This window comes from Streptomyces atriruber, assembly GCF_001418325.1.
In the GTDB taxonomy this organism is placed as follows: Bacteria; Actinomycetota; Actinomycetes; order Streptomycetales; family Streptomycetaceae; genus Streptomyces; species Streptomyces atriruber.
In genome coordinates this window covers 1-25743 of sequence record NZ_LIPN01000084.1, presented here as the reverse complement: position 1 = coordinate 25743, position 25743 = coordinate 1, and the positions used below count along the sequence as shown (strand labels likewise).

Here is a 25743-nt window from a genome sequence, read left to right as displayed (position 1 = left end):
GCCCAGCCCCCGCCCGCGAATACTCCCTGTCGAGCGCCGATCCCCTGGCATAGCGTGACCCTCCTGAGCCCCAGCCCCCGAAGGAGGAGCCGCCCGTGCCCCATTTCGACCTGCCCCTCGACGAACTGCGCCGCTACCGGCCCGACTTGCCCGAGCCCGACGACTTCGACGCCTTCTGGGAGAAGACGTTGCTGGAGGCGCGGCAGTACGAACTGGACGCGCGGTTCGAGGCGGTGGAGCTGCCGCTGCCCGGGGTGCGGATCTTCGACGTCACCTTCGCCGGGTTCGGTGGTCACCCCGTGAAGGGATGGCTGGTCCTGCCCGCCGGGGCCGAAGGCGGGGCCCCGCTGCCCGCGGTCGTGGAGTACATCGGGTACGGCGGCGGACGCGGACTGCCCCACATGCACCTGCTGTGGGCCACGGCCGGATTCGCGCACTTCGTGATGGACACGCGGGGGCAGGGCAGCGGCGGCTGGGCGCAGGGCGACACCCCGGACCCGGTCGGGAGCGGGCCCGCGCACCCCGGCTTCATGACCCGCGGCATCGAGGACCCGCACGACTACTACTACCGGCGCCTGTACGTCGACGCGGTGCGCGCCGTCGAGGCGGCCCGGTCCCATCCGCTCGTGGACGAGGCGCGGGTCGCCGCGCTCGGGATCAGCCAGGGGGGCGGGCTCGCCCTCGCCGTCGGCGGGCTCGTGCCCGACCTGGCCGCCATCACCCCCGACGTCCCCTTCCTCTGCGACTTCCCGCGGGCGGCCACCCTCACGGACCGGCTTCCCTACAGCGAGATCGCGGCCTATCTGAAGGCCCGTCGGGGCGGCGAGGAGCGCGTTTTCCAGACACTGTCGTACTTCGACGGCGTGCACTTCGCCGCCCGCGGACGCGCGCCCGCCCTCTTCTCCGCGGCCCTGCAGGACATGACTTGCCCGCCGTCGACAGTGTTCGCGGCCTTCAACGCGTACGCGGGCAGGGAGCGTTCGATGGAGGTGTACTCCTTCAACGATCACGAAGGCGGCGGCCCCTATCAGCAAGGCGTCCAACTGGGGTGGCTGCAGCAGTACTTGACGGAGTGAATCGCGCAACAGCCGCTCCGCTGCACGCTCTTGTCACGGAACTGTCGACCGGCTAACTTGCGGGCTTGTCGTGTGTCCGCTGTACACAATCCGTGATGACGTGTGTCCGAGGGGGCTCCCAATGGCCGTACGGGGCCGGCACCGCCGGTATCAGCCGAACCGCATCAACCGTGCGTCGCTGACCGTCACGGCGGGCGGCGCGGGAATGGCGCTCCCGCTCACCGTCGCGGGTACCGCGGGCGCGGCCGACGTCGACACCTGGAACAAGGTCGCGGCCTGCGAGTCCGGCAACAACTGGAGCATCAACACCGGCAACGGCTACTTCGGCGGCCTGCAGTTCAAGCAGTCCACCTGGGAGGCGTACGGCGGCACGGCCTATGCCTCGCGGGCCGACCGCGCCGCCAAGGACCAGCAGATCGCCGTCGCCGAGAAGGTCCTCGACGCCCAGGGGCCCGGCGCCTGGCCGGCGTGCGGGCCGAAGGCCGGTCTCGCCCGCGGCGGCGGTTCGCCGGACGTCACCCCGGCCAGGGCCCCGAGCAAGCCGGAGAGGTCCAAGCGGGACGTCAGGGACGTCAAGCCCGAGGTGACCCCGCAGTCAGCCGCGGGCACCGCCGAGATGTACACCGTGGTCCACGGAGACACGCTCTCCGGCATCGCCGACGAGCGCCGGGTCCGGGGCGGCTGGCAGCAGCTGTACGACGCCAACCGGCGCGTGATCGGCGCCGACCCCGACCTGATCACGCCGGGCCAGCGGCTCTCGGTCCACGGGCAGGCCACAGGAGGCCAGAAGGCGCCCGCCAAGCAGCGTCCCGACAGCAGGACCGCCGACAGGAAAGCGGCGGAGAGGAAGGCCGCGGAGCGTAAGGCGGCGGAGAAGCGGGCCGCGGAGCGGAAGGCGGCCGAGAAGCAGGCGGAACAGAAGGCCGCCGCCCAGAAGGAGCGCGAGAAGCGGCCCCGGGCCTCCGCGCCGCAGGCGAAGAACGCCGCCCCCCGCGCCTCCGCACCCGGCGCCGTGGCCCCCGTCGCCGCCTCGCCCAGCACCCCCTACCGCGCGGCGGGCGGCTCCTGGTCGAAGGGCTACCACACGGGCGTCGACTTCCCCGTGTCCACCGGGACCTCCGTGAAGGCCGTCGCCGCGGGCCGCGTCGTCTCGGCGGGCTGGGGCGGCAGCTACGGCTACCAGGTGGTCATCCGGCACGGCGACGGCAAGTACAGCCAGTACGGGCACCTGTCGGCGCTCTCGGTGAAGGCGGGCCAGCAGGTCGGTGCCGGGCAGCGCATCGCCCGCTCCGGCTCCACCGGAAACAGCACGGGCCCGCATCTGCACTTCGAGGTGCGGACGGGGCCCGGCTTCGGTTCCGACATCGACCCGCTCGCCTACCTGCGGGCACGCGGCGTGCGCATCTGACGCGCGTCAGGACACCATGCGCTCCCGGCGCCCAGGGTGCCGGGGCCGGGTCCTGCGATGGGCCACCACGGGCTGCTGAGAGGGCACCGCGGGCAGCCCGTCCACGGTGGGACGGGGCTCCGGCTGGTCCGTCGGGGCCACCGCGTCGGACGACGGCTCGCCCTGCGCCGCGCGGGAGGGCTCGCCCTGCGCCGCAGGGCCGCCCTGGGCGACGGTCACGGTCGACGTCTCCCGGGCGATCCGCTCCGTCGTGAGCAGGATCAGGCCGCATGCGGCCACGACCCCGCTGCCGAGCGCCAGGACCGTGCCCGTGGCGCCGTGGCGGAAGGATTCTCCGAACAGGGTCAGACCGACCGCCGCCGCGACCACCGGGTTCACGACGGTCACCGTCGACAGCGGCGCGGCGAGGCCCGCACCGCGGTACGAGGCCTGCGAGAGCAGCACACCGGCCGCCGCGAGCACGGCGATCACCCCGAGGCTGGGGAGCTGCTCGACGATCGCGACGCTCTGGTCCCAGTCGACCGCCACCGTCTTCGTGAACACCGAGGCGATGCCGAAGGCCGCACCGGCCGCGCAGGCCAGCAGCACGCTGCGCACCACCGGGTGCCGGTGTGCCGCGTGCGCTGCGACCATCAGGCCGAGCACGGCGCCGCCCGTGACCAGGGCGAGCACGACGCGCTCCGTGTCGGCGAGACTCTGGGAGTCGGACGACGACGTGAGCGAGAGGAGCCCGGCGAGCCCCACCGTCGCCATCAGCGCGCCCCGCCAGGCGGTGGCCCCGGCCCGGCGGCGTACGAACACGGCCGCCATGGGCAGGGCGAAGACGATGGTCAGCGCGCCCAGCGGCTGGACCAGGCTCAGCGGCCCGTAGGCCAGCGCCACCACGTGCAGCAGCGCGCCGAGGCCGTTCAGCGCGATGGCGACCCACCAGGCGCCGCGCCGCAGCGGCGCGTAACGCTGTCCGGGGGTCGTCGCCGCCACACGCTCCTGCAGGATCGCCCCGCCTGCGTACGCGACGGCTGAGACGAGGGAGAGCAGCACGGACAGTGCCAAAGCACTCATGAGGTGCTCCGCGGGGTGCGGTGCGTCCGGTGAACCCGGTCTGGCGAACGGTCTGCTTCCATGATGACAACGATGACGCGGGAACGCCTCCGCGTCGTCGTACTTGAGCAGGCAATCCGTCCTACTACCGATGGAGTACGACCTTGCCGATGTCCTCCCCCGGAGGGGTTACCCGATGGGCGCGGAGAGTGACCTTTCGGGGGACCCCAGGGCGGAGGCGAGCGGTGGCGCTTGCTGTACTTCTGTCGTGACCACCCTCATCGACCTGGCAGAACTCGGCTCCGTCGGCGGATTCTTCGCCCTGCGCGCGGGCCCGGCACCCGGCCCCGCACGGCCGCTCACGGAGGTGTACGCAGCACCGGAAGCAGGTGATCCGATCGGTTTCCGCGTCGCCAAGGTCGCGGGCCGGCTGGGCGCCCCCGAGGATCGCATCGCGGTCTCCGTGGCCCAGCTGGGGCTCGCCGCCCGGCTCTGGTCCGTGGCGCTCGGCTCCGCCGCGCTGTACGGCCGGGTGCCCGACCTCGACCCCGCGCTGCTGCGCTGGGACGCCGACGGCACCTCGCCCGACGACCTGTGGCTGACCGACGTACGCCTGCTGCCGGGCGACGCCGAGACGGTTCGGGGCGTCGTGCAGTACGGACATCTGGCCGCGCTCTCCGACGCGTTGCGTGCCCGGTACCGGATCTCCGCCGGACTGCTGTGGGGCAACGCGGGATCCGCGCTCGCGGGCGCCGCCCGCGAACTGCACGGCTGGGCCGCCCGGTCGGGGCGCGCGGAGGTCGGGGAGCGGGCCCTGGGCCTGGCCGCCGACCTCTTCGACCACCCCGACCTGCGCGGCACCGGCACTCTGCGGGGCACCTCGTTCCGGCGCCGAAGTTGCTGCCTGTACTACCGCTGCCCCAGCGGCGGACTGTGCGGGGACTGCTGCTTCGAACGGCCGCCGACGCGGTCTTCCCCCGGGGCCGCGTCTGGGTGACCATGAGGTGGCGCGGCCGACATCGGGCGGACGACGGAGGGTTCTACGTGAAAGTGGGGCTGCTCACCCGGGAGTATCCACCGGACGTCTACGGCGGAGCGGGCGTCCATGTCGAGTTCCTCGCCAGGGAGTTGCGTTCCCTCACGGACCTCGACGTGCACTGCTGGGGGGAGGGCGCGTCCGACGGGCTCGTGCGGCACCGCGCGTGCCCCGCGCTGGACGGAGCCAACGACGCACTGCGCACCTTCTCCGTCGACCTCTCCATGGCGGCGGCGCTCGCCGGACGCGAGCTGCTCCACTCCCACACCTGGTACGCGGCCCTCGCGGGCCACGTCGGCAAGCTGCTGCACGGCATCCCGCACGTGCTGACCTCGCACTCCCTCGAACCGCTGCGCCCCTGGAAGGCCGAGCAACTGGGCGGCGGGTACGCCCTGTCGAGCTGGGCCGAGCGCACCGCGGCCGAGGCCGCCGACGCCGTCATCGCGGTGTCCGGCGCGATGCGCGAGGACATCCTCGCCTGCTACCCGGCCATCGACCCGGCGAAGGTCCACGTCGTCCACAACGGCATCGACGCCGAGCTGTACCGGCCCGACCCCGGTACCGACGTCCTGGAGCGGCTCGGCATCGACCTCGGGCGTCCGTACGTCCTGTTCGTCGGGCGCATCACCCGCCAGAAGGGCGTCCCCCAGCTGCTGCGCGCAGCACGGCGGCTGGACCGGGACGTGCAGCTCGTCCTGTGTGCCGGTGCCCCCGACACCAAGGAGATCGACAGCGAGTTCCGCACGCTCTTCGAGGAGTTGAGCCGGAACCGGGCGGGCGTCCAGTGGATTCCCGAGATGCTGCCGCGCCCGCAGATCATTCAACTCCTGACCCACGCCGCGGTGTTCGTCTGCCCCTCCGTGTACGAACCGCTGGGCATCGTCAACCTGGAGGCGATGGCCTGCGGCACCGCCGTGGTCGCCTCGCGGGTCGGCGGCATCCCGGAGGTCGTCAGCGACGGCACGACGGGGCTGCTCGTGCCGTACCGCGAGAGCGCACCCGCCGACTTCGAGCACGACCTCGGGCTGCTCCTGAACAGGCTGGCCACCGACCCGGAGCGGGCCGGCGCGATGGGCAGGGCCGGGCGCCACCGGGTGCTCAGGGAGTTCGGCTGGGGCACGGTCGCCCGGCGCACGGTCGAGGTGTACGAGGAGATCCTGCACGCCTACAGATAGCCGACAAGCAGGGGGCTCGGATGCGCGGTGGACCTTCGGTGCTCGGAATCGTGCTCGCCGGTGGAGAGGGGAAGCGGCTGATGCCGCTCACCGCCGACCGGGCCAAACCAGCGGTCACGTTCGGCGGCACCTACCGCCTCGTCGACTTCGTGCTCTCCAGCCTCGTCAACGGCGACATCCTGCGCATCTGCGTCCTGACGCAGTACAAGTCGCACTCGCTGGACCGGCACGTGTCGACTACCTGGCGCATGTCGAGCCTGCTCGGCAACTACGTGACCCCGGTGCCCGCCCAGCAACGCCTGGGCCCGCACTGGTACTTGGGCAGTGCCGACGCCATCCTGCAGTCCCTCAACCTCGTCCACGACGAACAGCCCGACTACATCGCGGTGTTCGGCGCCGACCACGTCTACCGCATGGACCCGCGGCAGATGCTCAAGCAACACATCGAGAACGGCGCGGCGGTGACCGTCGCGGGGATCAGGGTGCCGCGCGCGGAGGCGTCGTCGTTCGGCGTCATCACGCCCGCGCGGGACGGGACGAAGGTGGAGCGCTTCCTGGAGAAGCCCACCGACCCGCCGGGCCTGCCCGGCTCCCCGAACGAGGTCTACGCCTCCATGGGCAACTACCTGTTCACCACCAAGACCCTCGTCGACGCCCTCCAGCAGGACGCCGAGGACGAGCACTCGGCGCACGACATGGGCGGCTCGATCCTGCCGCTGCTCACCGAGCGCGGCATGGCCCAGGTGTACGACTTCGACGGCAACCACGTCCCCGGCGAGACCCCGCGCGACCACGGCTACTGGCGCGACGTCGGCACCCTCGACTCGTACTACGAAGCCCACATGGACCTGATATCGGACCACCCCGTCTTCAACCTGGACAACCGGCGCTGGCCCATCTACACCCACTCCGACGGTCTGCCGCCCGCCAAGTTCTGCGCGGGCGGCATCGCGGGCGAGTCGATCGTCAGCCCGGGTTGCGTCATCCGCGGCCAGGTCACCCGCTCCGTCCTGTCGCCCGGCGTGACCGTGGAGGAGGGCGCGGTCGTCCAGGGCTCCGTCCTGCACGACAACGTACGGATCGGTCGCGGCGCGGTGGTGCGGGGCGCCGTCCTCGACAAGAACGTCGACGTGCCGCCGGGCGCGACGATCGGTGTCAACCCGGACCGGGACGAGGAGCTGTACACGGTGTCCAAGGGCGGGGTGATCGCCCTGGGCAAGGGCCAGACCGTACCGATGTGAGGGCCGCCGTCACAGCACTCGGCGCCTGCGGCCCAGCCACGTCTGTGCGATCACCACGACCGCCAGGAAGGCGCCGCTGACCACCTGCTGGTAGGCCGAGTCGAGCGAGCCGATCTGGTTGATGACGTTCTGGATGACCTTGAGGAGCAGCACGCCCACCAGCGAGCCGCTGATGAACCCGAATCCGCCGGTGAGGAGCGTCCCGCCGATGACGACCGCGGAGATCGCCTCCAGCTCCATGCCGGAGCCGAGGATCGTCACCCCGGAGACCAGCCAGGCCGCGTTGAGGGCGCCCGCGAGTCCCGCGCAGAGCCCGGACACCGTATAGACGGCGATCTTCGTACGGGCCACGGGGGCGCCCATCAGCGCCGCCGCGTCCTCGTTCCCGCCGACCGCGTACACGTACTGGCCGAAGCGGGTGCGGCGCAGCACGACCGCGCCCGCGACGAACAGCGCGACCGTGATCCAGACCGGGGCGCCGATGCCGAGCACCTTGCCCTGCCCGAGCGTCGCGAAGAAGGAGTCCTTGTCGACGAGGTACGTCTTCGACCCCTCGTCCGTCACCGACAGGAGGATGCCGCGGGCCGCCAGCATCGCCGCGAGCGTCACGATGAACGGCGCCAGCCGTGCGCGGGCGATCAGCAGGCCGTTGACAAGACCGATGAGTCCGCAGACCGCGAGGGGCAGGAGCAGTGCCACGGCCGTGCCGTACTGCGAGCCCCAGGCGGCCAGCACCCCGCCGAGGGCGAACAGCGAGCCGACCGACAGGTCGATGCCGCCGGTGACGATGACGAACGTCATGCCGAGCGCGACCACCGCGAGGAACGCGGAGGACACCGCCATGTTCTGCAGGTTGTCGGCTGTCATGAATGTGTCGAAGCCGACCGACGCGGCGGCCACCGCGACGATCAGGGTGACGAGCGCGCCGTGCTGCTGGGCCAGGGCGCTGAGCCGCTCCGAGCGGGAGGGGCCCGCGGCCTGTTCCTGCTGGGCGGTGTGGTCCATGGGATCCGCCGGGCTCTTCGTGTCGATGGTCATCGTTTGCCCCTCTCGCGTGCCGCGTAGACCGCGAGGACGATCACCACGGCCTGGGCGATCTGCGTCCACGACGGCGGCAGGTCGTGCTTGATGAGCGTGGCGGTGAGCAGCTGGATCAGGACCGCGCCCGCCACGGTGCCGCCGATGCGGACCCGTCCCCCGCTCAGTGGGGTGCCGCCGACCACCACGGCGGTGATCGCGGAGAGTTCCATCAGGTTGCCGAGCGACGTGGGGTCGCTCGCGCTCAGACGCGCGGTCGCGAGGACCCCGGCGAGCGCGGCGAGGGCGCCGCACACCACGTACACGATGATGAGGACGCGGCGCACCGGCAGGCCCGCGAGGAGCGCGGCGGGGCGGCTGTCGCCGATGGCGAGGAGCTGCCGGCCGAAGGTGGTGCGCCGCACGACGAAGGCGACGAGCAGCGCGAGGGCCGCCGCGATGAGCACCAGGTACGGGATGCCGAGCAGGTCGCCGGAGCCGAGCGACGCCATGGTCGGGTCGCGCACGTCCTTCAGCTGGGGGAGGAGGACCAGGGCGATGCCGCGGCCCGCGACCATCAGGGCGAGCGTCGCCACGATGGGCTGGACGCCGATGAACGCGACGAGCGACCCGTTCGCCAGGCCGACCACCATGCCGCCGAGGAGCGCCACGACGAGGGCGACCCACATCCCGTACCCGAGGTAGAGGGAGACGAGGGAGGTGGAGAGCGCCATCACCGAGCCGACGGAGAGGTCGACGCCCTCGCTGCCGATGGCCAGGGCCATGCCGAGCGCCACGACGAGGACGGGGGCGACCTGGACGGCCTGGGTGCGGAAGTTCTCGCCGGACAGGAAGTGCGGGGTGAAGGCGATGTTGACGAGCAGGAGGACGGCGACGCCCAGGTACACGCCGTAGTTCTGGAGGAGGCGCAGGAGGCGGTCGCGGTCGGCGGCTGTGCGGCCGAGGGCGAGGTCGGTCATGGGGAGCTCCGTGGGTGCGGGCCTTGGTCACCCGGCGTCTGCCGGTCGTGGTGGGTCATGCGCCCGGCTCGGCGGGGTCCGCCGCCATGGCGCGCAGCAGGTTCTCCTCCGTGACGGCGGGGCCGGTGAGCTCCGCCACGGCCGTGCCGTCCTTGAGGACGATCACCCGGTCCGAGCCCTCGATCAGCTCCTCCATGTCCGAGGAGATGAGGAGAACACCCAGCCCGTCCGCGGCCAACTCGTCCACGAGGGCCTGGACTTCGGCCTTCGCGCCGATGTCGATGCCGCGCGTGGGCTCGTCGAGCAGCAGGACCTTGGGGTGCATCGCCAGCCAGCGGGCGAGCAGCACCTTCTGCTGGTTGCCGCCGGAGAGCTCGCCCACCTTCTGCAGCGGGCTCGACGCCTTGATGCGCAGGCGGTCGATGAAGGTGTCGACGACCTCGTCTATGCCGCGTTCGTTGACCAGGCCGAGGCGGGAGAGGCGGGGAAGCGCGGCCAGGGCGATGTTGTCGCGGACCGAGAGGCCGGGGACGATGCCCTCCGCCTTGCGGTCCTCGGGGAGCAGGCTGATGCCCGCCCGGATGGCGGCGGGCGTGGAGCCCGTGCGGATGCGGGTGCCGCCGATGGCGACGGTCCCGGAGTCGGTGGGCAGGGCCCCGGCGATGGCCTTCGCCGTCTCGCTGCGGCCCGAGCCGAGCAGCCCGCCGAGACCCACCACCTCCCCGGGCCGGATGGTGACCGACACCCCGTGCAGCCGGTTCCGTGCGGTCAACTCCGCCGCCTGGAGCACGGGTTCGGTCGTCGCCTCGTGCGCTCCCGTGAACTGGGTGAGTCCCTCTTCCTGTACGTCCTGGATCTCGCGGCCCAGCATCAGCGCGACCAGCCGCAGCCGGTCGAGCTCGGCGAGAGCACCCGAGTGCACCACCTTGCCGTCGCGCAGCACGGTGACGGCGTCGCACACCTCGTACAGCTCGTCGAGGCGGTGGCTGACGTAGATCACGGCGATGCCGCGCTCCCGCAGCATCCGGATCACCCCGAACAGGGTCTGCACCTCACGGGGTTCGAGGGACGACGTCGGCTCGTCCATCACGACCACGCGCGCGTCGACCGAGACCGCGCGGGCCAGAGCCACCATCTGCTGCGCTCCCAGACCCAGTTCGCGCAGCGGGCGGCGTACGTCGACGCGGACGCCGAGTCCCCGCAGCGCCTCCTCGGCCTCGCGGTGCATCCGCCCGAAGTCGATGAGGCCGAGCCGGCCGCGGGGCTCGCGGCCGAGGAACAGATTGCGGGCCACGCTCATCAGGGGGACGAGGTTGACCTCCTGGTAGATGGTGGAGATGCCCGCGTGCTGCGCTTCGAGCGGGGTGCCGAAGCGCACCGGGTTTCCGTCGTACGTCAGTTCGCCCGCGTCCGGTTCGTACACCCCCGTCAGGACCTTGATGAGGGTGGACTTGCCCGCGCCGTTCTCGCCGATCAGCGCGTGCACCTCGCCCGCACGCGCGGTGAAGTCGACCCCGTCCAGGGCGCGCACGCCCGGGAACGTCTTGGTCAGACCGGACACCGACAGCATGTCAGTAGGCCTTGTCGAGGTCGGACTTGGCGTTGCCCTTGGTGTAGGCGTTGTCCTTGATGACGATGTCCTGGGACACCTTCTCGCCCTTGGTGAACGCGTCCAGGGTCTTGAAGGCGAGCGGACCGAAGCGGGGGTTGGACTCGACCACGCCGTCGATCCAGCCGTCGACGATGCCGCGCACGGCGCCCTTCGTCCCGTCGATCGTCACGATCTTCACGTCGCCGGCCTTCTTGCCCGCGCCCTTGAGCGCGTTCACGGCGCCCAGGCCCATCTCGTCGTTCTCGGCGTAGATCCCGGTGATGTCGGGCTTGGACTGGATCAGCTGCTCGGTGACCTGCTGGCCCTTCTCGCGCGCGAACTCGCCGGTCTGCTTGAAGACGACCTTGAGTTCCGGGGCCTTCTCCTTGATCCGGTCCTGGAAGCCCTTGGTGCGCTCGGTGGTGACGTTGTTCCCGGCGGCGCCGAGCAGGATCGCTATCTTCCCCTTGCCGCCGGTCGTCTCGATCATCCGGTCCGCCGCGCGCTTGCCCTGCTCGACGAAGTCGGAGCCGATGAAGCTCACGTAGTCCTTGCAGGCGGTGGCGTTGATCTTGCGGTCGATGGTGACGATCGGGATGTGCTTGGCGCCCGCGGCGCGCAGCACCGGCTCCCAGCCGTCGGAGTTGAGCGGTGCAATGACGAGCAGGTCGGCGCCCTTGGCGATCAGGTCCTGGACGTCGCTGATCTGCTTGGAGAACTGCGACTGGGCGTTGGCGGTGAGGAGCTTGACGCCGCGCTTCTCCGCCTCGGCCTTGATGGAGGCCGTCTCCGCGATGCGGAACGGGTTGGCCTCCTTCTCGGACTGCGAGAAGCCCACGGTGGCGTTCTTCAGGTCGAGCTTCTTGCCGCCGTACGCGTCGATCGCGCAGGTCTTGCCTCCCGCGTCGTCCGCCGCGACCTCCTGCCCGGCATCGCCCTGGTCCTGCGAGGCGGCGCTGTCGCCGCCGGAGTCGTCGTCCTCGGACTTCGCGCACCCGGCGGCGAACAGGAGACTCGCGGCGAGACCGGCGGCGACGAGGGTCCTCGCGGAGGTACGACTGAGAAGAGTGGTCGGCTTCATTGGGTCCCCAAACGGCACGGCCCCGGCACTGAGAGCGCTCACGGGAGAGACGGCACTTGCGGTCAACTCGGCGGTACGGGGAGCTTTTTACATCGTTGAAAGAAAGCTGTAAACCCTCCGCGCACTCTTCGCGGGGACGCCGGGCATCCGGGCCGGGCGGCCGGACCTCAGCGCCGGCCCAGCGTGCTCTCCCGCTCCACCAGCCGGAAAGCCGCGGCGAGTTCGCGTCCTCCGGTCCGTTCCGGATGGGCCAGGCTGCTGAGCAGCGACTCGACGGCGAGGCGCGCGATAGCCTGCTTGTCCGGGGCCACCGTGGTCAGCGTGACAGCCCCGAACTGCCCTTCCGCTATGTCGTCGAAGCCGACCACCGCCACGTCCCACGGCACCCGCAGGCCGCGTTCGTGCAGCACCCGCATCGCGCCGATCGCCACCAGGTCGTTGTACGCGAACACCGCGTCGGGCCGCACCCCCGCGTCCAGCATCCGCGCCATGGCCTTCGCCCCGTCCCACCGGTCCCAGCCGCCGACCGGGCCCACCAGACTCTCCGGCGCGGCGATCCCGGCCGCCGTCAACTCCTCGCGCCAGCCCTGAAGCCGCAGGTGGGCGGGGCGGTTGGCGGAATCGGTGCGGGCGCCCAGATAGGCGATGGCGGTGCGGCCGCGCCCGATCAGATGGCGTACCGCGGTGCGGCTCGCGGCGATGTTGTCGATCGCGATGTGGTCGTAGCTCAGGTCGTACTGCCGCTCGCCGAGCAGCACCAGCGGCACGTCGTCCTCGCGGGCGCGCAGGTCCTCCGCCTCCAGCTCCAGCGGGCTCAGGATCAGTCCGTCGATCACCCGGGCCCGGAAGCCCTGGCTGACGAGCACCTCCTGCTCGCGCTCGCCGCGGGTGTGGTCCAGGAGCACCGTGAAGTCGTGCTCGGCCGCCGCGTCGATGACGGCGCCGGCGAGCTCGGCGAAGTACGGGTTGCCCAGCTCGGGGACGGCGAGGGCGATGATCCCGGTGCGCCCTTTGCGCAGGTGACGTGCCGTCAAGTTCGGTCGGTAGCCCAGTTCGTCGATGGCTTCCTGGACGCGGGCCCGCATCGCCGGGGTGACGTGCTGATACTTGTTCACCACGTTCGAGACGGTCTTGATCGAGACGCCTGCGCGCTCCGCGACGTCCTTGAGGCTTACCCGCACTGGATCTCCCTGCGTCGGTGGCCGCCCCGGCCCGCCGGGGCGTTTGTCATGACCCTGGACAGCGCGCCGGAGCGCGTGCTGTCATGCCAACTGTCGTTCCTTCCAACGTTGTACAGACTCGTTGTACCGACTGCAGCGACAAGCCGCCACCCTTCCTCATCAAGGAGGATCCGTGCGCACCAAACGACATCCCAGACGCTCCGCACGCCTGGGCCGACACCTTGCCCTGCTGCTCGCAGGGGCCCTCGGCGTCGCCGGACTCACCGCGGTCCCCGCCGCGAGCGCCGCCGACGATCCCGTCGGGATCCAGGGGCTGAAGGGCGAGTACTACACCCAATCGGCCCCCGGAGCCTTCGACTTCGACGAGCTGAAAGCCACCGGACTCGACCCGAACATCGACTTCGGCAACCTCGAATCCCGCCTCAAGGCCACCACCGGACAGGCCGACGACGTCAGCGTCCGCTGGACCGGCCGGATCGTGCCCGAGAAGACCGGCGCCACCACCTTCTCGATGATCGGCGACAACGGCTTCCGTCTCTGGGTGGACGGCAAGATCGCCATCGACCACTGGCAGGACGACTGGGACAAGGAACAGACCTCCGCCCCCGTCGAGTTGACGGCGGGCAAGGCCTACGACATCAAGGTCGAGTACTTCGAGCACTACGGCGGCTCCAACCTGCGCCTGAAGTGGACCCCGCCGGGCGGCGAGAAGAAGGCGGTCCCGCGCACCGCACTGCGCATCCCCGACGACTTCGACTACGACGGCGCCATCGACGCCACCGTGCTGGGGGACGGCCGCAGCCTCAAGCTCGACTTCGCCCAGAAGCTCGCCGCCCCGCCGGCCGGACTCGCCGACCACCTCGACGCCGTCATCGGCGGCGCCAAGTGGCCCCTCGGTACGGTGAAGGCCGACCCCGCCGACGACCGCAGCCTCCTCGTCGCGCTGAAGGAACCCGTCGTCGGCAAGAAGGGCGGCAACGCCCCCGGCCTCGCCGACATCCGCTACGACGGCAAGGGCGGCCTGAACGGCACGGACGGTGACGCCGTCGGCCAGTTCTGGACCAGCGGCCCCAACCACTCCGAGTACCAGCTGCGCACCGAGTGGGCCGACGACGTGACGCCCGGCAACGCCCACCGTGAGTACCCGCGGCCGCAGTTGAAGCGCAAGGACTGGCAGAACCTGAACGGGTCCTGGCAGTTCGCCGCCGCCGAAGCGGGCGAGAAGCCCCCGGTCGGCAAGCAGCTCAAGGAGAAGATCCTCGTCCCGTACCCGGTGGAGTCCCAGCTCTCCGGCATCGAGCGGCACGAGGACCGCATGTGGTACCGCCGCACCTTCACCGTCCCCAAGAACTGGCAGATCGGTGGCGGCAAGCGGCTCAACCTGAACTTCGGCGGCGTCGACTGGCAGTCCGAGGTGTACGTCAACGGCCACAAGGTCACCGAACACAAGGGCGGCTACGACAAGTTCACCGCCGATGTCACCGACGCGCTGAAGCCGGGCCGCACCCAGGAACTGATCGTGGGAGTGTACGACCCGACGGACGCCGACGACGGCGCGAACCCGCCCGTCGGCAAGCAGCGGCTCGACCCCAGCGGCATCTGGTACACCCCCTCGTCCGGCATCTGGCAGACCGTGTGGATGGAGCCGGTGGCCGCCGACCACGCGGACTCCCTCAAGATCACGCCGGATGTGCCGGGCAAGCAGGTCACCGTCGAGCCGCGGGGCGTGCGCGACGGCGTGCCGGTCACGGCCGCCGCGTACGAGGGCGGCAAGAAGGTCGCGGAGCTCAGCGGACGCACCGGCAAGCCGCTCAAGCTCAAGATCGGCGACCCTCGGCTCTGGTCGCCGGACGACCCGTTCCTCTACGACCTCCAGGTCCGGGTCGGCAGCGACCGCGTCACCGGCTACTTCGGCATGCGGTCCATCGCCGTGGAGAAGGTGAACGGCACCCCGCGCACCATCCTCAACGGCAAGCCCGTCTTCCTCATGGCCACGCTCGACCAGGGCTTCTGGCCGGACGGCCTGCACACCGCGCCGAGCGACGAGGCTCTCGCGTACGACCTCAAGATGCACAAGGAAATGGGCTTCAACTCGGTCCGCAAGCACATCAAGGTCGAACCCGACCGCTGGTTCTACTGGGCCGACAAGCTCGGACTCCTCGTCTGGCAGGACATGCCCGCGATGGAGGCGGGGCGCACCCCGGACACGGCGGCCCGCGCCCAGTACGAGCGCGAGATGAAGCAGATGATCGACGAGCACGCGAGCAGCCCCTCGATCGTCATGTGGGTGACCTTCAACGAGGGATGGGGCCAGTACGACGTGGGCCGAATCGCCGAGCAGGCCAAGGCCTGGGACCCGACGCGACTGGTCAACAACATGTCGGGGCTCAACCTGGGGGCCGACGGAGGCACCGGCGACATCATGGACGAGCACGGCTATCCCAGCCCGGCTCTCCCACCGCGGCCCGACGGCGAACGGGCCTTGGTGAGCGGCGAGTACGGCGGCCTCGGACTCGCGGTGCCCGGCCACGCCTGGGCCGTGCAGCAGAGCTACGTCGACGTGGACCCGGCGACGTACACGGACGACTACATCGCCAAGCTGGGGGAGGTGCGCGCCCTCGCCTGCAAGGGCAACAACGGCGCGGTCTACACCCAGATCACCGATGTGGAAGGTGAGTTGAACGGTCTGCTCACCTACGACCGCAAGGTCGTCAAGCCCGATGTGCAGCGGGTGAAGGCGGCGCACGAAGCGCTGGTCCGTGACGCGTCGCAGGCCACGGTGCCGGGCTGCACGAAGTCCTGAGCCCGGGGTCTCCGGCCCGTCCGTCCGGGCGGGCCGGAGACCCCTGCCGCGTTCCGGCTATCCCGCCCTGAACGCCCGGAAGGCGGTGCGGAGTTCGGCGACCAGCGCGGCGGGCTGTTCGAGGGCGGGGAAGTGGCCGCCCTTGTCGAGTTCGTTCCAGTGCCGCAGGTCGGGGAACCGGCGCTCCGCCAGACGGCGGGACGGCCGGTAGTAGTCCGCCGGGAAGACGGAACACCCGGTCGGCACCGGGACCGGCCCCTCGTCCCCGGTGGCTCCGGCGAAGCTCTCCCAGTAGAGACGGGCGGCCGACGCCCCGGTCGCGGGCAGCCAGTACATCAGGATGTTGTCGAGGAGCTCATCGCTGGTGAAGGCGGTGCCGGGGTCGCCGTCGCAGTCGCTCCACTCCTCGAACTTCTCGATCAGCCAGGCGGCCAGCGCGGCGGGGGAGTCGGTCAGGCCGTAGCCGATGCTCTGCGGGCGGGTCGCCTGCACGGCGGCGTACGCCGAACCCTGCGTACGGTGGCGGGCCAGCCGGTCCAGGGCCGAACGCTCCGCCTCGGTGAGGTCGACGACGACCTTCGGGTCCTCGGGCACCGGGAACGGCACCATGTTCAGGTGGATGCCGAGGACGTTCCCCGGATGCCGTCGGCCGAGCGTCATCGTGATCCGGGCGCCCCAGTCGCCGCCCTGCGCGCCGTAGCCCGGGTAGCCGAGCCGCCTCATCAGCGAGTCCCAGGCATCGGCGATCCGCTCCGTGCCCCACCCCGGCCGGGACGGCTTGCCGCTGAAGCCGAACCCCGGCAGGGACGGGCACACCACGTGGAACGCGTCGGCCGCGCTGCCGCCGAACGCGACCGGATCGACCAGCGGCCCGATGACCTTGTGGAACTCGGCCGTCGAGCCCGGCCAGCCGTGCGTCATCAGCAGCGGCACCGCGTCCGGGTGCGGCGAGCGGACATGGAGGAAGTGGATCCGCAGTCCGTCGATGTCGGTGGTGAACTGCGGGAAGCGGTTCAGCCGCGCTTCGGCCGCCGACCAGTCGTACTCCTCCAGCCAGTACCTGCACAGTTCCTGGACGTACGTCAGCCGCGTGCCCTGCGACCAGTCGCCGACGGTCTCGGGCTCGGGCCACCGGGTCCGGCGCAGCCGCTCCCGCACATCGGCCGCGGCGGACTCCGGGATGCCGATCCGGAACGGGACCACGTCCTCGGACGGTCCGGTCATGGGCATGCAGCTCCTTCATCTCGTCCTGGGGTCGTCCTGGCCTCGTGGAAGAGGATTCCGGCGGCCGCCGATGCCACCGCGGCCCCGCACATCGCCAGCCAGGCGACCCGGAACCCGTGCAGCGCCTGGTGCCCCAGGATCGCGGTGAGGATCGCGACGCCGAGGGCCGACGAGATCTGCCGGGACATCATCAGCACCCCGCTGGCCAGCGAGATCTGACGCGACGGCAGCGCGGCGGCCGCGCCGAACAGCGGGGGCTGCAGCAGCGCGGTGCTGATCCCGGCGAGGATCGCGCCCGGCAGGAACACGACGAGGTACTGGGGCCGGTCCGTCGCCGTCAGCGCCCACCAGCCGCAGCCCGCCGCCAGGGTCAGCCCGCCGAGCACCGCCGAGGTCCGGGCGCCGAACCGCGCCACGATGCGGCCCGACAGCGGCGCGGTCGCCATGGTGCTCGCGGGCATCGGGGCGAGCGCGAGCGCCGCGTGCACCACGGAGTAGTGCCAGCGGCCGGTGAGGAACAGGGTGGCCGCGAGGATCATCGCGGCGAACGCCAGGTAGTACAGGAACACGCCGCTGAAGGCGACGGCGAACAGCCGGTGCCGGAACAGGTCGAAGCTCACCACCGGATCGGGGGCCCGGCGGAGGTGGCGCACGGTCAGGGCCGCCACCAGGACCGTCGCCACGGCGCTCCCGATGATGGCGGGCGATCCGTACCCCCAGACGGAGGCCTGGGTGAACACGGTCGTCAGGCCGGCCACGGTGGCCAGGACCAGCACCGCGCCCAGCAGGTCGAGCCGCGCGCGCACGCCCCGCGGGGACGCCGGGAGCTCACGACGTCCGGCGAGCACCGCGATGAGCACGACGGGAATGTTGATCAGGAAGATCCACCGCCACCCGGCGGTCAGCAGCAGCCCGCCGGCCACCGGCCCGGACCCGGCACCGGCCGCGGCGACCGCGGTCCAGATGCCCATCACCTTGGCGTGCTCGTGCTTGGGGAAGACGGGCAGCGCGAGGCCGAGCGAGGTCGGGATGAGGACGGCGGCCGCCGCTGCCTGCACGACCCGCGCGGCCACCAGGACGGGCAGCGCGGGGGCCACGGCACAGCCCAGCGAAGCCGCCCCGAACAGGGTCATCCCCAGCAGGAACGCGGGCTTGCGGCCGATGTCGTCGGCGAGCCGGCCGGCCGGTACCAGCATCGCCGCCAGCACGATCGTGTAGGCGTTGAGCACCCAGGACACCTCGGCCAGGCTCGCGCCGTGGAACGATCTCTCCAGGGCCGGGAACGCGACGCTGACCGCGAACAGGTCGAGGATGGCCAGGAATTGGGCGGCCGACGCGATGGCGAGGATCCGCCAGCGCCGGATGTCGGTACGTGCCACGGCAGGGGATTCCGTGTGGTGAGCTGTCACGTTTCGGCACCGTACAGAGCGGTGTTTTCGATCACGAGCGGCGTCCTTGCCATCATCCGATAGTTTCGCGACATGACCAGACTTCCCGGCACCGTGGCGGTGTTGCTCCTGGACCAGCAGGCCGCGATCGAGGTCGCGATCGCATGCCAGGCCTTCGGCACCCCACCGGGGGGCCACACGGGCGACTGGTACGACGTACGGCTGTGCGGCGCCGACGGCGCCGGAGCCCTGGTGCCGTTGCGCGCCTGGTTCGACCACTCCGGGCCCGTCGGAGCCTTCGGGTCGCACGCCACCCACGGGCTCGACGACCTGGTCGGCGCGGACACGGTCATCGTGCCGGGCACGGGCGACGTGCACACCGATCCGCCCGCCCCGGTGCTCGACGCGGTCCGCGCCGCCCACGCGCGGGGCGCCAGGATGGTCTCGCTCTGCTCGGGCGCCTTCGTGCTCGCGGCGGCCGGGGTGCTCGACGGCAGGACGGCCACGAGCCACTGGTCGCACGTGCCCATCCTGGCCAGGCGCTTCCCGGACGTTCGGGTGGACCCGAACATCCTGTACACCAACGACCGCGACGTGCTCACCAGCGCGGGCCTCGGGGCCGGGATCGACCTGTGCCTGCACCTGATCCGTGAGGACCTCGGGGCCGGGGTCGCGAGCGCCGTGGCGCGCAGGATGATCGTCCCGCCGCACCGCGCGGGCGGCCAGGCCCAGTACGCGCAGGCGCCGATGGCGGCACCGCGGAACGGCGCGGGCCTCGGCGAGGTCCTGGAGTGGGCCGTGGCCCGGCTGGGGCAGCCGATCGGCGTGGAGGACATCGCCGACCGGGCGGGGGTGTCCGGCCGCACGCTGATCCGCCGGTTCCAGGCGGAGCTGGGCACGACGCCCAGCCGCTGGCTGCTCCTCCAGCGGCTCGCGCGGGCGCGGGAGCTGCTGGAGCGCACCGTCCTGCCGGTCGATTCCGTCGCCGAGCGCAGCGGGCTGGGGACCGCGCCCAATCTCCGCGCCCACTTCGCCCGCGCTTTCGGTCTGTCTCCCACCAAGTACCGGCGTGACTACAACCCCTCGTTCTCGATGAGCTCGACGAGCCGCTCCTGCACCGGCGAGGGCCGCGCGAAGAGATAGTCGTGGCCGCCCGGCCAGGACTCCACCTCGCAGGTCGCCGAGGTGAGCTTCGACCAGGCCACCATCTCGCCCTCGGCCATGAGGTCGGCGTCGCCGAGCCACGCGGTCACCGGGCAGTCCAGGACCGGCTCCGAAGGGACCGGCAGGTCGACGGAGAGCTTCAGGTCCGCGTACCAGCGCCGCAGCAGCGGCTCCCGGAACTCGGCGGGGAGGTTCCGCCACTCCTGCGCCCCGACTCCGCTCAGTTCGGCGAACTGCGCCAGGTCGATCGAGTCGATGTCCCCGCCCGGGAACACCCGGGAGAAACGGCTCTCGCCCGGATCCGGCCGGTACGAGCTGACGATCAGCCGCCGCACGTCCCTGTGGGGCGCCAGCCACGTCGCGATGTGCGTCCCCACCAGGCTCCCCATGCTGTGGCCCAGCACGACATGGGGGATGTCCGGCAGATCGGCCAGCGCGAACTCGAACTCCTTGCGCAGGTGGTCCAGCGTCCACTCCGGCGGTTCCGCGGAGCGGTCCTCCCGCCCCGGCGGCTGCACGAGGAGCAGGTCCGCCTGCGGCGGCAGCCACTGCGTCCACGCCCAGTACGGGCCCGCGGCGCCACCGGCCGGCGGCACGCACACCAGACAGACCCGGCTCTGCCCCGAGCCGGATGCCACGTGCTGCAGCCCCGGCGACGGCTTCTTCAACGACCTCTGTCCCACTGCCGGTACCTCAGATCCGTCGATTGGGAGGGAGCACGAACCGCCGGAAGATCAGCTCGCGCAACACGTCGTCCCCGGCCTCGACGATGGTCACCGCCCTGATGTCCCGCAGGTACTTGGAGATGGGCAGGTCCGTCGTGTAGCCGAGGCCGCCGAACATCTCCGAACCCACCGTCGCGATCTGCCAGCCGGTCTGGCCGCAGAACATCTTGGTGGTCAACGCGGAGCGCAGCGCTCCGCGCCGAAGGAATTCCGCGGGCGGGTCGGGCATCGCCATGATCTCGTCGTATTCACGCGCGGCCGTACGGCATTGGCTCCGCATGACGTCGATCTGCATCTCCATCTGCCCGATCTTGCTCGCGAAAACGGCGTTCTCGATGAGCTTGTGGCCGCCGAGGGGTTTCGTGATCGCGTAATCCAGGCAGATGTCGCGGATCCTCCTGGCAACGCCGAGCGCGATGGCTCCGATGAGGATCCTGCTGGAATTCAGGCCGATCTCGATTATCTTCAGGCCGGGCCCGTCCAGCACGTTGCCGTCGGGCACGGCGCAGTCGGTGAACGACACCTGATAGGTGCCTGCCGAACGCAGGCCGATCATGTCCCAGCGTTTGACCACGCGGGCGCCAGGGGTGCCCCGGGGCACCAGGACCGCGTGATAGGCGGCGGCCTTTCCCTTTTCCGCGGCGGACCTGGCGAACACGATGAGGTAGTCGGCGAAGCCGGAATTGGTCGAGAACATCTTCTCGCCGTTGAGCACCACCTGGTCACCGCGCCTGGTCAGCGTGGTCGTGAGGTTGATCAGCTCGCTGCCGGCCTCCTGCTCGCTGCCCAGCGCCGCCGAGTAGCCGCCCTCGCGCGTCATCGCCGTGAGGAACTCCTTCTTCAGCTCCGGCGATCCGTACAGCGACACCATCGAACTGCTGAGGACGGAGATCAGGAGCGTGAAGGCGGACCCCGCGTCGGCGTAGGCGAGTTCCGACACGATGTCGACGCTGTCGGTCAGGCCCAGACCCGCGCCCCCGTACTCCTCGGGGAGCCACCAGTTCAGCAGCCCCGACTCGTGCAGCGGCCGATAGAGCTCCAAGGGCGGCTCCGCGCCGGAATCCAGCTCCGCGTCGCGGCCGAGAAGGGTGCCGCGGGCGAACGCGCGGAACGTCTGCAGCGCCTCTTTTGGTGAGGGTGACTGCACATGATTCTCAGGATGCATCGGTTCGTCCTCTCACGACTGGGGCGGCGGGAAGGGGCGCCGGAACGTGAAGGCGTCCGGTGTCGGCCCCTTGGCGTTGAGCATCCCGAGCCGGGCCATGCTCTCGTCGACATCGGGGAGGCTGCCCTCGGGCACCCACCACAGGACCGACGGGGCGCCCCGGGGCGGCTTGAACCACGTCCGGCGTATCCGCAGGGAGTCGGCGTGCTCCCCCTGATAGGTGAAGTCCCGGAGCGATTCCATGGTTTCCCACACCGATACGTTCAGCATGTACGGGTCCTCGGGGAGGTCGAACAGCGACTCCAGCCGAAAGACGAACCCGGGCGCCTTGCGGGCGAGCGCGTCGACGGTCAGGGCCAACTCGTGGAAACTCGCGAGGGTTTCCGACTTCAGCGAGTCGACCGCGTAGAGGATGTTCGCCTGCGCGAGGTGATATGTGGCGCTCATCGACCGGAAGCCTCCTCAGGCGTGGGCAGGTAGCCCGTCTCGATGAAGTAGTCGATGGTCGCGGCGAGCATTTCCGCGGTCACCGGAGGGCAGGACACGTCGACGGCCGCGAGCGCGTCACGGGTGGTGGCGCACCCGAAGGCCAGATGGCCGCGTCCTTCGGGGGCCAGAGCGGTCTCGGAGAAGGTTTCGAGGACCGGGTGGGCCGCGTTGTCCGGATCGCCGCCCACCATGTCGGCCCACAGTCCGGGCGGGAGCTCCGCCAAGGCATAGCCGCGGGCGGTGAGGCCGGCGACGACGGCCGCGAACGGCACCCGCTCCGGGTCGGACAGGTGGAACGTCCCGCCCAGTGACTGTCCCCGGCAGGCCAGGGCGGCGACGGCCGCCGCCGCGTGGTCGACGGGCACGATGTCGCTCGTCAGCTCCGTCGAGGGGGCGGCGCCCGCCTGCACACAGCCCTTCACGACCCGCCAGAGCAGGTCGTCCGCCCGGCACGCCCCGGTCTCGCGGTCGCCGGACAGCCGGGACAGCCGGTACACCGAGACGGGCAGTCCGCGTTCCCGCGCGAGGCCGACCAGCTCCTCCGCCTCCCACAGGCCCTGCTCATGACCGGGTGACAGGGACGCGAACGGGCCGGTGGGCGACGTCTCCGCCAGCGGCTGGCCGTCCGGGCCCGGCTGCGCGAAGACGTCCAGCGTCGAGATGTGGTGGACGGGCACCGTCCGGTGCCGCGCGGCCAGGCGCAGCACTTCTTCGGTCCCGGTCGTGTACGCGGGCGCGAAGGTCCCGGAGCCCTGCGGCTCCCCGGCGACGGCGGCGCAGTGGAAGATGCCGTCGGCCGTCCTGGCCAGCGTGTCGAACTCCGCCTCCGTCAGGCCGAGTTCGGGCTCGGCGGGATCCCCGGGCACCGCGATCAGCCTCCCGGACACGTCGTCGTCCCGGAGCCGGTAGCGGCGCATCGTCTCCCGCAGCTGCGCCGCGCCGTCGTCGGCGTCGGCCGCCAGCACCAGGCAGTGCAGTGTGGCCGCTGTCCGGTCGAGCAGTTCGCGCAGCAGGAAGGCGCCGAGGAAGCCCGTCGCGCCCGTCACCACCAGGTGCTCGGCGTCCGCCAGGGCAGCGGGGGCCGTGTCCGTGGCGGGCACGATGTCCTCGGCCAGCCGCACGTGCGACGCGGACGCCGCCACGGCCGCTGCCGGGGGCGGCTCCTCCTCGTCGACCAGGATGGCGGCGATGCGGGCCGCGAGCCCGTCGGGCGTCGGAGTCTGCAGGACCGCGTTGGCCGACAGCAGTCCGGTGAGACCGAGCAGGTGCACGAGCCGATTGCGGAGTTCGAGCGAGGCCAGCGAGTCGAAGCCGAGCGCCATCAGCGGCAGATCGGCGGCGACGTCGTCGGCGGAGGGCAGGTTCGCGACCTCGGCGGCGTGACGGGCGACGATCCCCACCAGTTCGGCCTGCCGTTCCTCGGCGGGCAGACCGATGAGGAAGGCACGCAGCTGCTCGCGCTCCCCGGCACCGGAGTCCGCGGTCGCCGCGCTCTTGGCCTGCCGGAGCCGCGGCGCGTCCCGGACCATGTCCCGGAGCATCGCAGGAATGAGCTGTGCGTCGTGCGCCCTGCTCAACTGGATGCGGCAGGGGATGGCGAGAGGGCTGTCGGCGGCGCGGGCCGTGTCGAACAGCGCGCAGCCGTCCTGGGGGTCCAGCGGCAGCAGCCCCCACCGGGCGAGCCGGGCGTGGTCCACCTCGGTCAGGTCCCCGGTCATGCCGGTCCCCGGCTCCCAGGGACCCCAGGCCATCGAGATGCCCGGCAGCCCCTGCGCACGGCGGTGGTGCACGAGTGCGTCGAGGAGCGCGTTGCCCGCCGCGTAGTTGGCCTGCCCCGGGGTGCCGAGGACACCGGCCACCGACGAGTACGTGATGAAGGCGGACAGCTCCTGGCCCAGGGTCAGTCGGTGCAGGTTCAGCGCGCCGTCCACCTTGGCGCGCATGACACGTTCGATCTGCGCGTCGGTGAGCGTCTCGACGGTGCCGTCGTCGAGGACTCCCGCCGCATGGATCACCGCGCCGAGCGGATGGTCGGCGGGGATGGAGTCGAGGAGCTCGGAGGCCGCGTCGTAGTCGGCGATGTCGCACGCCGCGATCCGGACGGATGCCCCGAGTTCGGCGAGCTCCGCGACGAGTTCGCGGGCCCCGGGTGCGCTCTCGCCGCGCCGGCCGGCCAGCAGGAGGTGCCGGATGCCGTGCTCCGCCGCGAGATGCCGGGCGAGCAGCCTGCCGAGGCCGCCGGTGCCTCCCGTGATCAGCACGGTCCGGTCCGGGCCGGTCAGCGGCGGGGCCGTGGCCTCGGTGCGCAGCGGGCCGATGCGCGGCGTGCTGAGGTGGCCGCCGCGGATCGCGATCTGGTCCTCCGGGGTCTGCAGGGCCGACGGCAGCGCGGTGAGGGACGACGGCTCGTCGTCGAGGTCCACCAGGACCAGCCGCCCCGGGTACTCGGCCTGAGCCGTTCTGATCAGGCCCCACACCGAGGCGCCCGCGAGGTCGGTCACGTCCTCGTCGGGGACCGTACCGACGGCGCGGTGGGTGATGACCGCGAGCCGGGCGGGGGAGTCGCCGGTGGCGCCGAGCCACTCCCGCACGCCGGACAGCACCTGCCGTACGTCGTCGACGGCGGCACGGGCCAGGCGTACGGCCGCGTCACGCCCGCCGCTCCCATCGGTGTCGGCGGGCCCGGCGACCGGTGCGACGTCGAGCAGCGCCGGACCCGGTCGGTCGGCGGCCGAAGAGGCGTCCGCACGGATGTCGAACTCGACCCCGGCGGCGGCGAGAAGGCGGCCCAGGGCGTCGCTCCCTGTGGCGAGCACCTGAAGGCCCCCGTCCGGGACGGTGGCGTCGGTCGGCGGAGCCAGCGAGGTCCACCGGACCGCGGACAGCGTCTGGGCCGTCCCCCGCAGCAGGGACCCGGCGGGCCGGAAGGCCAGCGAGGCGATCCGCCCGACGGCGTTTCCCGCGTCGTCGGCTAGATCGACGCAGAACTCGGTCTCACCCGTCACCCTGATGTGAGCGCGCACCGCTGCGGCGCCGAACGCGTACAGGCCTGCTCCCGTCCAGGTGAACGGCAGGACGGCGTCGTTCTTGAGCACGTTCTTCTCGGCCAGCGCGGCGAGGCAGCCGTGCAGCACCGCGTCGGCGAGGGCCGGATGCAGCCCGTACTGCTCGGCGTCCGCAGTGATCTCCGCGGGCAGGCTCGATTCCGCGAAGTACTCGTCGCCACGTCGCCACAGCCGCTTCAGGCCGCGGAACACGGGGCCGTACGCCAACCCGGCCCGGTCGGCCAGGTGGTACACGGCGTCCACGTCGACCGGTTCGGCCCCGGGCGGCGGCCACTCGGCGAACCCGCCGCCCGGCGGCTCCCACGACGGCGACAGCACGCCGGTCGCGTGCCGGGTCCACTCGCCGATGCCGCCCTGACGGGAGTGCACGCTGAGGCCGCGCCTGCCCTCCTCGTCCACGGAGCCGACGGTGAGCTGGACCTGGGCGGCGTCGTCGTCGGGCAGCACCAGCGGGGCCTCGAGGACGAGCTCGTCCACCCATTCGGCACCGACCTGTTCCCCCGCCCGCAGCGCGAGTTCGAGGATGGCGGTGCCCGGCAGGACCACCTCGTCGCCGACCGCGTGGTCCGCCAGCCACGGATGGCTGTCGAGCGACAGGCGGGCGGTGAACAGGTGCCCGTCCGTGTCCGCGAGCTGCACTCCGGCACCGATGAGCGGGTGCGCGGGACGTTCGAGTCCGGCCGCGGAGAGATCGGTGAGCCCGGTGCGCGGCAGCTCGCTGAGCCAGTAGCGCCGACGCTGGAAGGCGTAGGTGGGCAGCGGGACGCGGCGGGGCCGGGCGGCGGCGAAGTGGGCGCTCCAGTCGACCGGCACGCCGTGGGTGTGGGCCTGGGCGAGGCTGGTGGTCATGCGGTCGGGGCCGCCGTCGTCGCGGCGCAGGGTGCCGATGACCG

The 25743-nt window shown here is 71.6% G+C and carries 19 protein-coding genes; 7 read left to right on the top strand and 12 right to left on the bottom strand.

All coding sequences use genetic code 11. The features are described from left to right. Positions 1-95 precede the first annotated feature (95 nt). Together AOK03_RS09595 and AOK03_RS09590 are read left to right on the top strand one after the other, a co-directional pair. Positions 96-1076, top strand: coding sequence for an acetylxylan esterase (locus tag AOK03_RS09595; RefSeq protein ID WP_055564753.1), 981 nt, complete (start codon positions 96-98; stop codon positions 1074-1076). Positions 1077-1197: 121 nt separating this feature from the next. Continuing rightward, complete coding sequence (locus AOK03_RS09590) at positions 1198-2484, top strand: transglycosylase family protein (protein WP_055564752.1); 1287 nt, start codon at positions 1198-1200, stop codon at positions 2482-2484. 6 nt (positions 2485-2490) lie between these two features. On the opposite strand, the gene AOK03_RS09585 is transcribed toward AOK03_RS09590, so the two are convergent. After that, entirely contained in the window at positions 2491-3546 is a 1056-nt protein-coding gene (locus AOK03_RS09585; RefSeq protein WP_055564751.1) for a DMT family transporter, read from the bottom strand. Between the two features lie 247 nt (positions 3547-3793). Between AOK03_RS09585 and AOK03_RS09580 the strand changes: the two genes are divergently transcribed. From AOK03_RS09580 to glgC, 3 genes are read left to right on the top strand one after another with little or no spacing between them, the layout of a single operon-like run. Next, a complete protein-coding gene (locus AOK03_RS09580) occupies positions 3794-4522 on the top strand; it encodes a ferric iron reductase (protein WP_055564750.1) in 729 nt (242 codons plus the stop codon). A gap of 47 nt (positions 4523-4569) precedes the next feature. Then, positions 4570-5736, top strand: coding sequence for a glycogen synthase (glgA, locus tag AOK03_RS09575; protein ID WP_055564755.1), 1167 nt, complete (start codon positions 4570-4572; stop codon positions 5734-5736). Between the two features lie 20 nt (positions 5737-5756). Beyond that, positions 5757-6977, top strand: a complete 1221-nt coding sequence (gene glgC, locus AOK03_RS09570) for a glucose-1-phosphate adenylyltransferase (RefSeq protein ID WP_055564749.1) — start codon at positions 5757-5759, stop codon at positions 6975-6977. 9 nt (positions 6978-6986) lie between these two features. Here the strand turns inward: glgC and AOK03_RS09565 are convergent, their stop codons facing one another. The 5 genes from AOK03_RS09565 to AOK03_RS09545 form a co-directional block, all read right to left on the bottom strand. Beyond that, entirely contained in the window at positions 6987-7982 is a 996-nt protein-coding gene (locus AOK03_RS09565; protein ID WP_055564754.1) for an ABC transporter permease, read from the bottom strand. A 29-nt stretch (positions 7983-8011) separates the two neighbouring features. Beyond that, positions 8012-8974, bottom strand: coding sequence for an ABC transporter permease (locus AOK03_RS09560; protein ID WP_055564748.1), 963 nt, complete (start codon positions 8972-8974; stop codon positions 8012-8014). Positions 8975-9029: 55 nt separating this feature from the next. Next, the gene (locus AOK03_RS09555; RefSeq protein ID WP_055564747.1) at positions 9030-10544 is read right to left on the bottom strand and encodes a sugar ABC transporter ATP-binding protein; all 1515 of its coding nucleotides are present in this window, start codon (positions 10542-10544) and stop codon (positions 9030-9032) included. A 1-nt stretch (position 10545) separates the two neighbouring features. Continuing rightward, positions 10546-11646, bottom strand: coding sequence for an ABC transporter substrate-binding protein (locus AOK03_RS09550; RefSeq protein WP_055564746.1), 1101 nt, complete (start codon positions 11644-11646; stop codon positions 10546-10548). Positions 11647-11813: 167 nt separating this feature from the next. Next, the gene (locus AOK03_RS09545; RefSeq protein ID WP_055564745.1) at positions 11814-12827 is read right to left on the bottom strand and encodes a LacI family DNA-binding transcriptional regulator; all 1014 of its coding nucleotides are present in this window, start codon (positions 12825-12827) and stop codon (positions 11814-11816) included. 172 nt (positions 12828-12999) lie between these two features. Between AOK03_RS09545 and AOK03_RS09540 the strand changes: the two genes are divergently transcribed. Then, complete coding sequence (locus AOK03_RS09540; RefSeq protein WP_055564744.1) at positions 13000-15630, top strand: glycoside hydrolase family 2; 2631 nt, start codon at positions 13000-13002, stop codon at positions 15628-15630. Positions 15631-15687: 57 nt separating this feature from the next. On the opposite strand, the gene AOK03_RS09535 is transcribed toward AOK03_RS09540, so the two are convergent. Both AOK03_RS09535 and AOK03_RS09530 read right to left on the bottom strand, forming a co-directional pair. Next, positions 15688-16854 carry an epoxide hydrolase family protein gene (locus AOK03_RS09535; RefSeq protein WP_055564743.1) on the bottom strand — a complete coding sequence of 389 codons (1167 nt, stop codon included), beginning with the start codon at positions 16852-16854 and terminating at the stop codon, positions 15688-15690. Continuing rightward, positions 16851-18233 (bottom strand): MFS transporter, encoded by a 1383-nt coding sequence (locus tag AOK03_RS09530; protein ID WP_208609519.1) that lies wholly within the window; start codon positions 18231-18233, stop codon positions 16851-16853. Before AOK03_RS09530 ends, AOK03_RS09535 begins: the two co-directional genes overlap by 4 nt. A gap of 102 nt (positions 18234-18335) precedes the next feature. Here AOK03_RS09530 and AOK03_RS09525 point away from each other — a divergent pair, with 102 nt between their 5' ends. Beyond that, positions 18336-19385 carry a GlxA family transcriptional regulator gene (locus AOK03_RS09525; protein WP_055564741.1) on the top strand — a complete coding sequence of 350 codons (1050 nt, stop codon included), beginning with the start codon at positions 18336-18338 and terminating at the stop codon, positions 19383-19385. On the opposite strand, the gene AOK03_RS09520 is transcribed toward AOK03_RS09525, so the two are convergent. The 4 genes from AOK03_RS09520 to AOK03_RS09505 form a co-directional block, all read right to left on the bottom strand. Next, complete coding sequence (locus AOK03_RS09520; RefSeq protein ID WP_157868907.1) at positions 19316-20089, bottom strand: thioesterase II family protein; 774 nt, start codon at positions 20087-20089, stop codon at positions 19316-19318. The genes AOK03_RS09525 and AOK03_RS09520 overlap by 70 nt on opposite strands. 10 nt (positions 20090-20099) lie before the next feature. Continuing rightward, positions 20100-21296, bottom strand: coding sequence for an acyl-CoA dehydrogenase family protein (locus tag AOK03_RS09515; RefSeq protein ID WP_055564739.1), 1197 nt, complete (start codon positions 21294-21296; stop codon positions 20100-20102). A 12-nt stretch (positions 21297-21308) separates the two neighbouring features. Next, positions 21309-21743: a DUF3291 domain-containing protein gene (locus AOK03_RS09510; protein ID WP_055564738.1), complete on the bottom strand. Its 435-nt coding sequence runs from the start codon at positions 21741-21743 to the stop codon at positions 21309-21311. Next, positions 21740-25743, bottom strand: a 4004-nt coding sequence (locus AOK03_RS09505; RefSeq protein WP_157868906.1) for a thioester reductase domain-containing protein, incomplete at its 5' end; no start/stop codon positions are given. The genes AOK03_RS09505 and AOK03_RS09510, both read right to left, overlap by 4 nt.

What these genes read in the sequence shown, in the direction of transcription:
- AOK03_RS09590 (WP_055564752.1), top strand. Translation starts at nt 1,198, where the DNA reads ATGGCCGTACGGGGCCGGCACCGCCGGTATCAGCCGAACCGCATCAAC.
- AOK03_RS09585 (WP_055564751.1), bottom strand. Translation starts at nt 3,546, where the DNA reads ATGAGTGCTTTGGCACTGTCCGTGCTGCTCTCCCTCGTCTCAGCCGTC.
- glgC (WP_055564749.1), top strand. Translation starts at nt 5,757, where the DNA reads ATGCGCGGTGGACCTTCGGTGCTCGGAATCGTGCTCGCCGGTGGAGAG.
- AOK03_RS09565 (WP_055564754.1), bottom strand. Translation starts at nt 7,982, where the DNA reads ATGGACCACACCGCCCAGCAGGAACAGGCCGCGGGCCCCTCCCGCTCG.
- AOK03_RS09560 (WP_055564748.1), bottom strand. Translation starts at nt 8,974, where the DNA reads ATGACCGACCTCGCCCTCGGCCGCACAGCCGCCGACCGCGACCGCCTC.
- AOK03_RS09555 (WP_055564747.1), bottom strand. Translation starts at nt 10,544, where the DNA reads ATGCTGTCGGTGTCCGGTCTGACCAAGACGTTCCCGGGCGTGCGCGCC.
- AOK03_RS09550 (WP_055564746.1), bottom strand. Translation starts at nt 11,646, where the DNA reads ATGAAGCCGACCACTCTTCTCAGTCGTACCTCCGCGAGGACCCTCGTC.
- AOK03_RS09535 (WP_055564743.1), bottom strand. Translation starts at nt 16,854, where the DNA reads ATGACCGGACCGTCCGAGGACGTGGTCCCGTTCCGGATCGGCATCCCG.
- AOK03_RS09525 (WP_055564741.1), top strand. Translation starts at nt 18,336, where the DNA reads ATGACCAGACTTCCCGGCACCGTGGCGGTGTTGCTCCTGGACCAGCAG.
- AOK03_RS09515 (WP_055564739.1), bottom strand. Translation starts at nt 21,296, where the DNA reads ATGCATCCTGAGAATCATGTGCAGTCACCCTCACCAAAAGAGGCGCTG.
- AOK03_RS09510 (WP_055564738.1), bottom strand. Translation starts at nt 21,743, where the DNA reads ATGAGCGCCACATATCACCTCGCGCAGGCGAACATCCTCTACGCGGTC.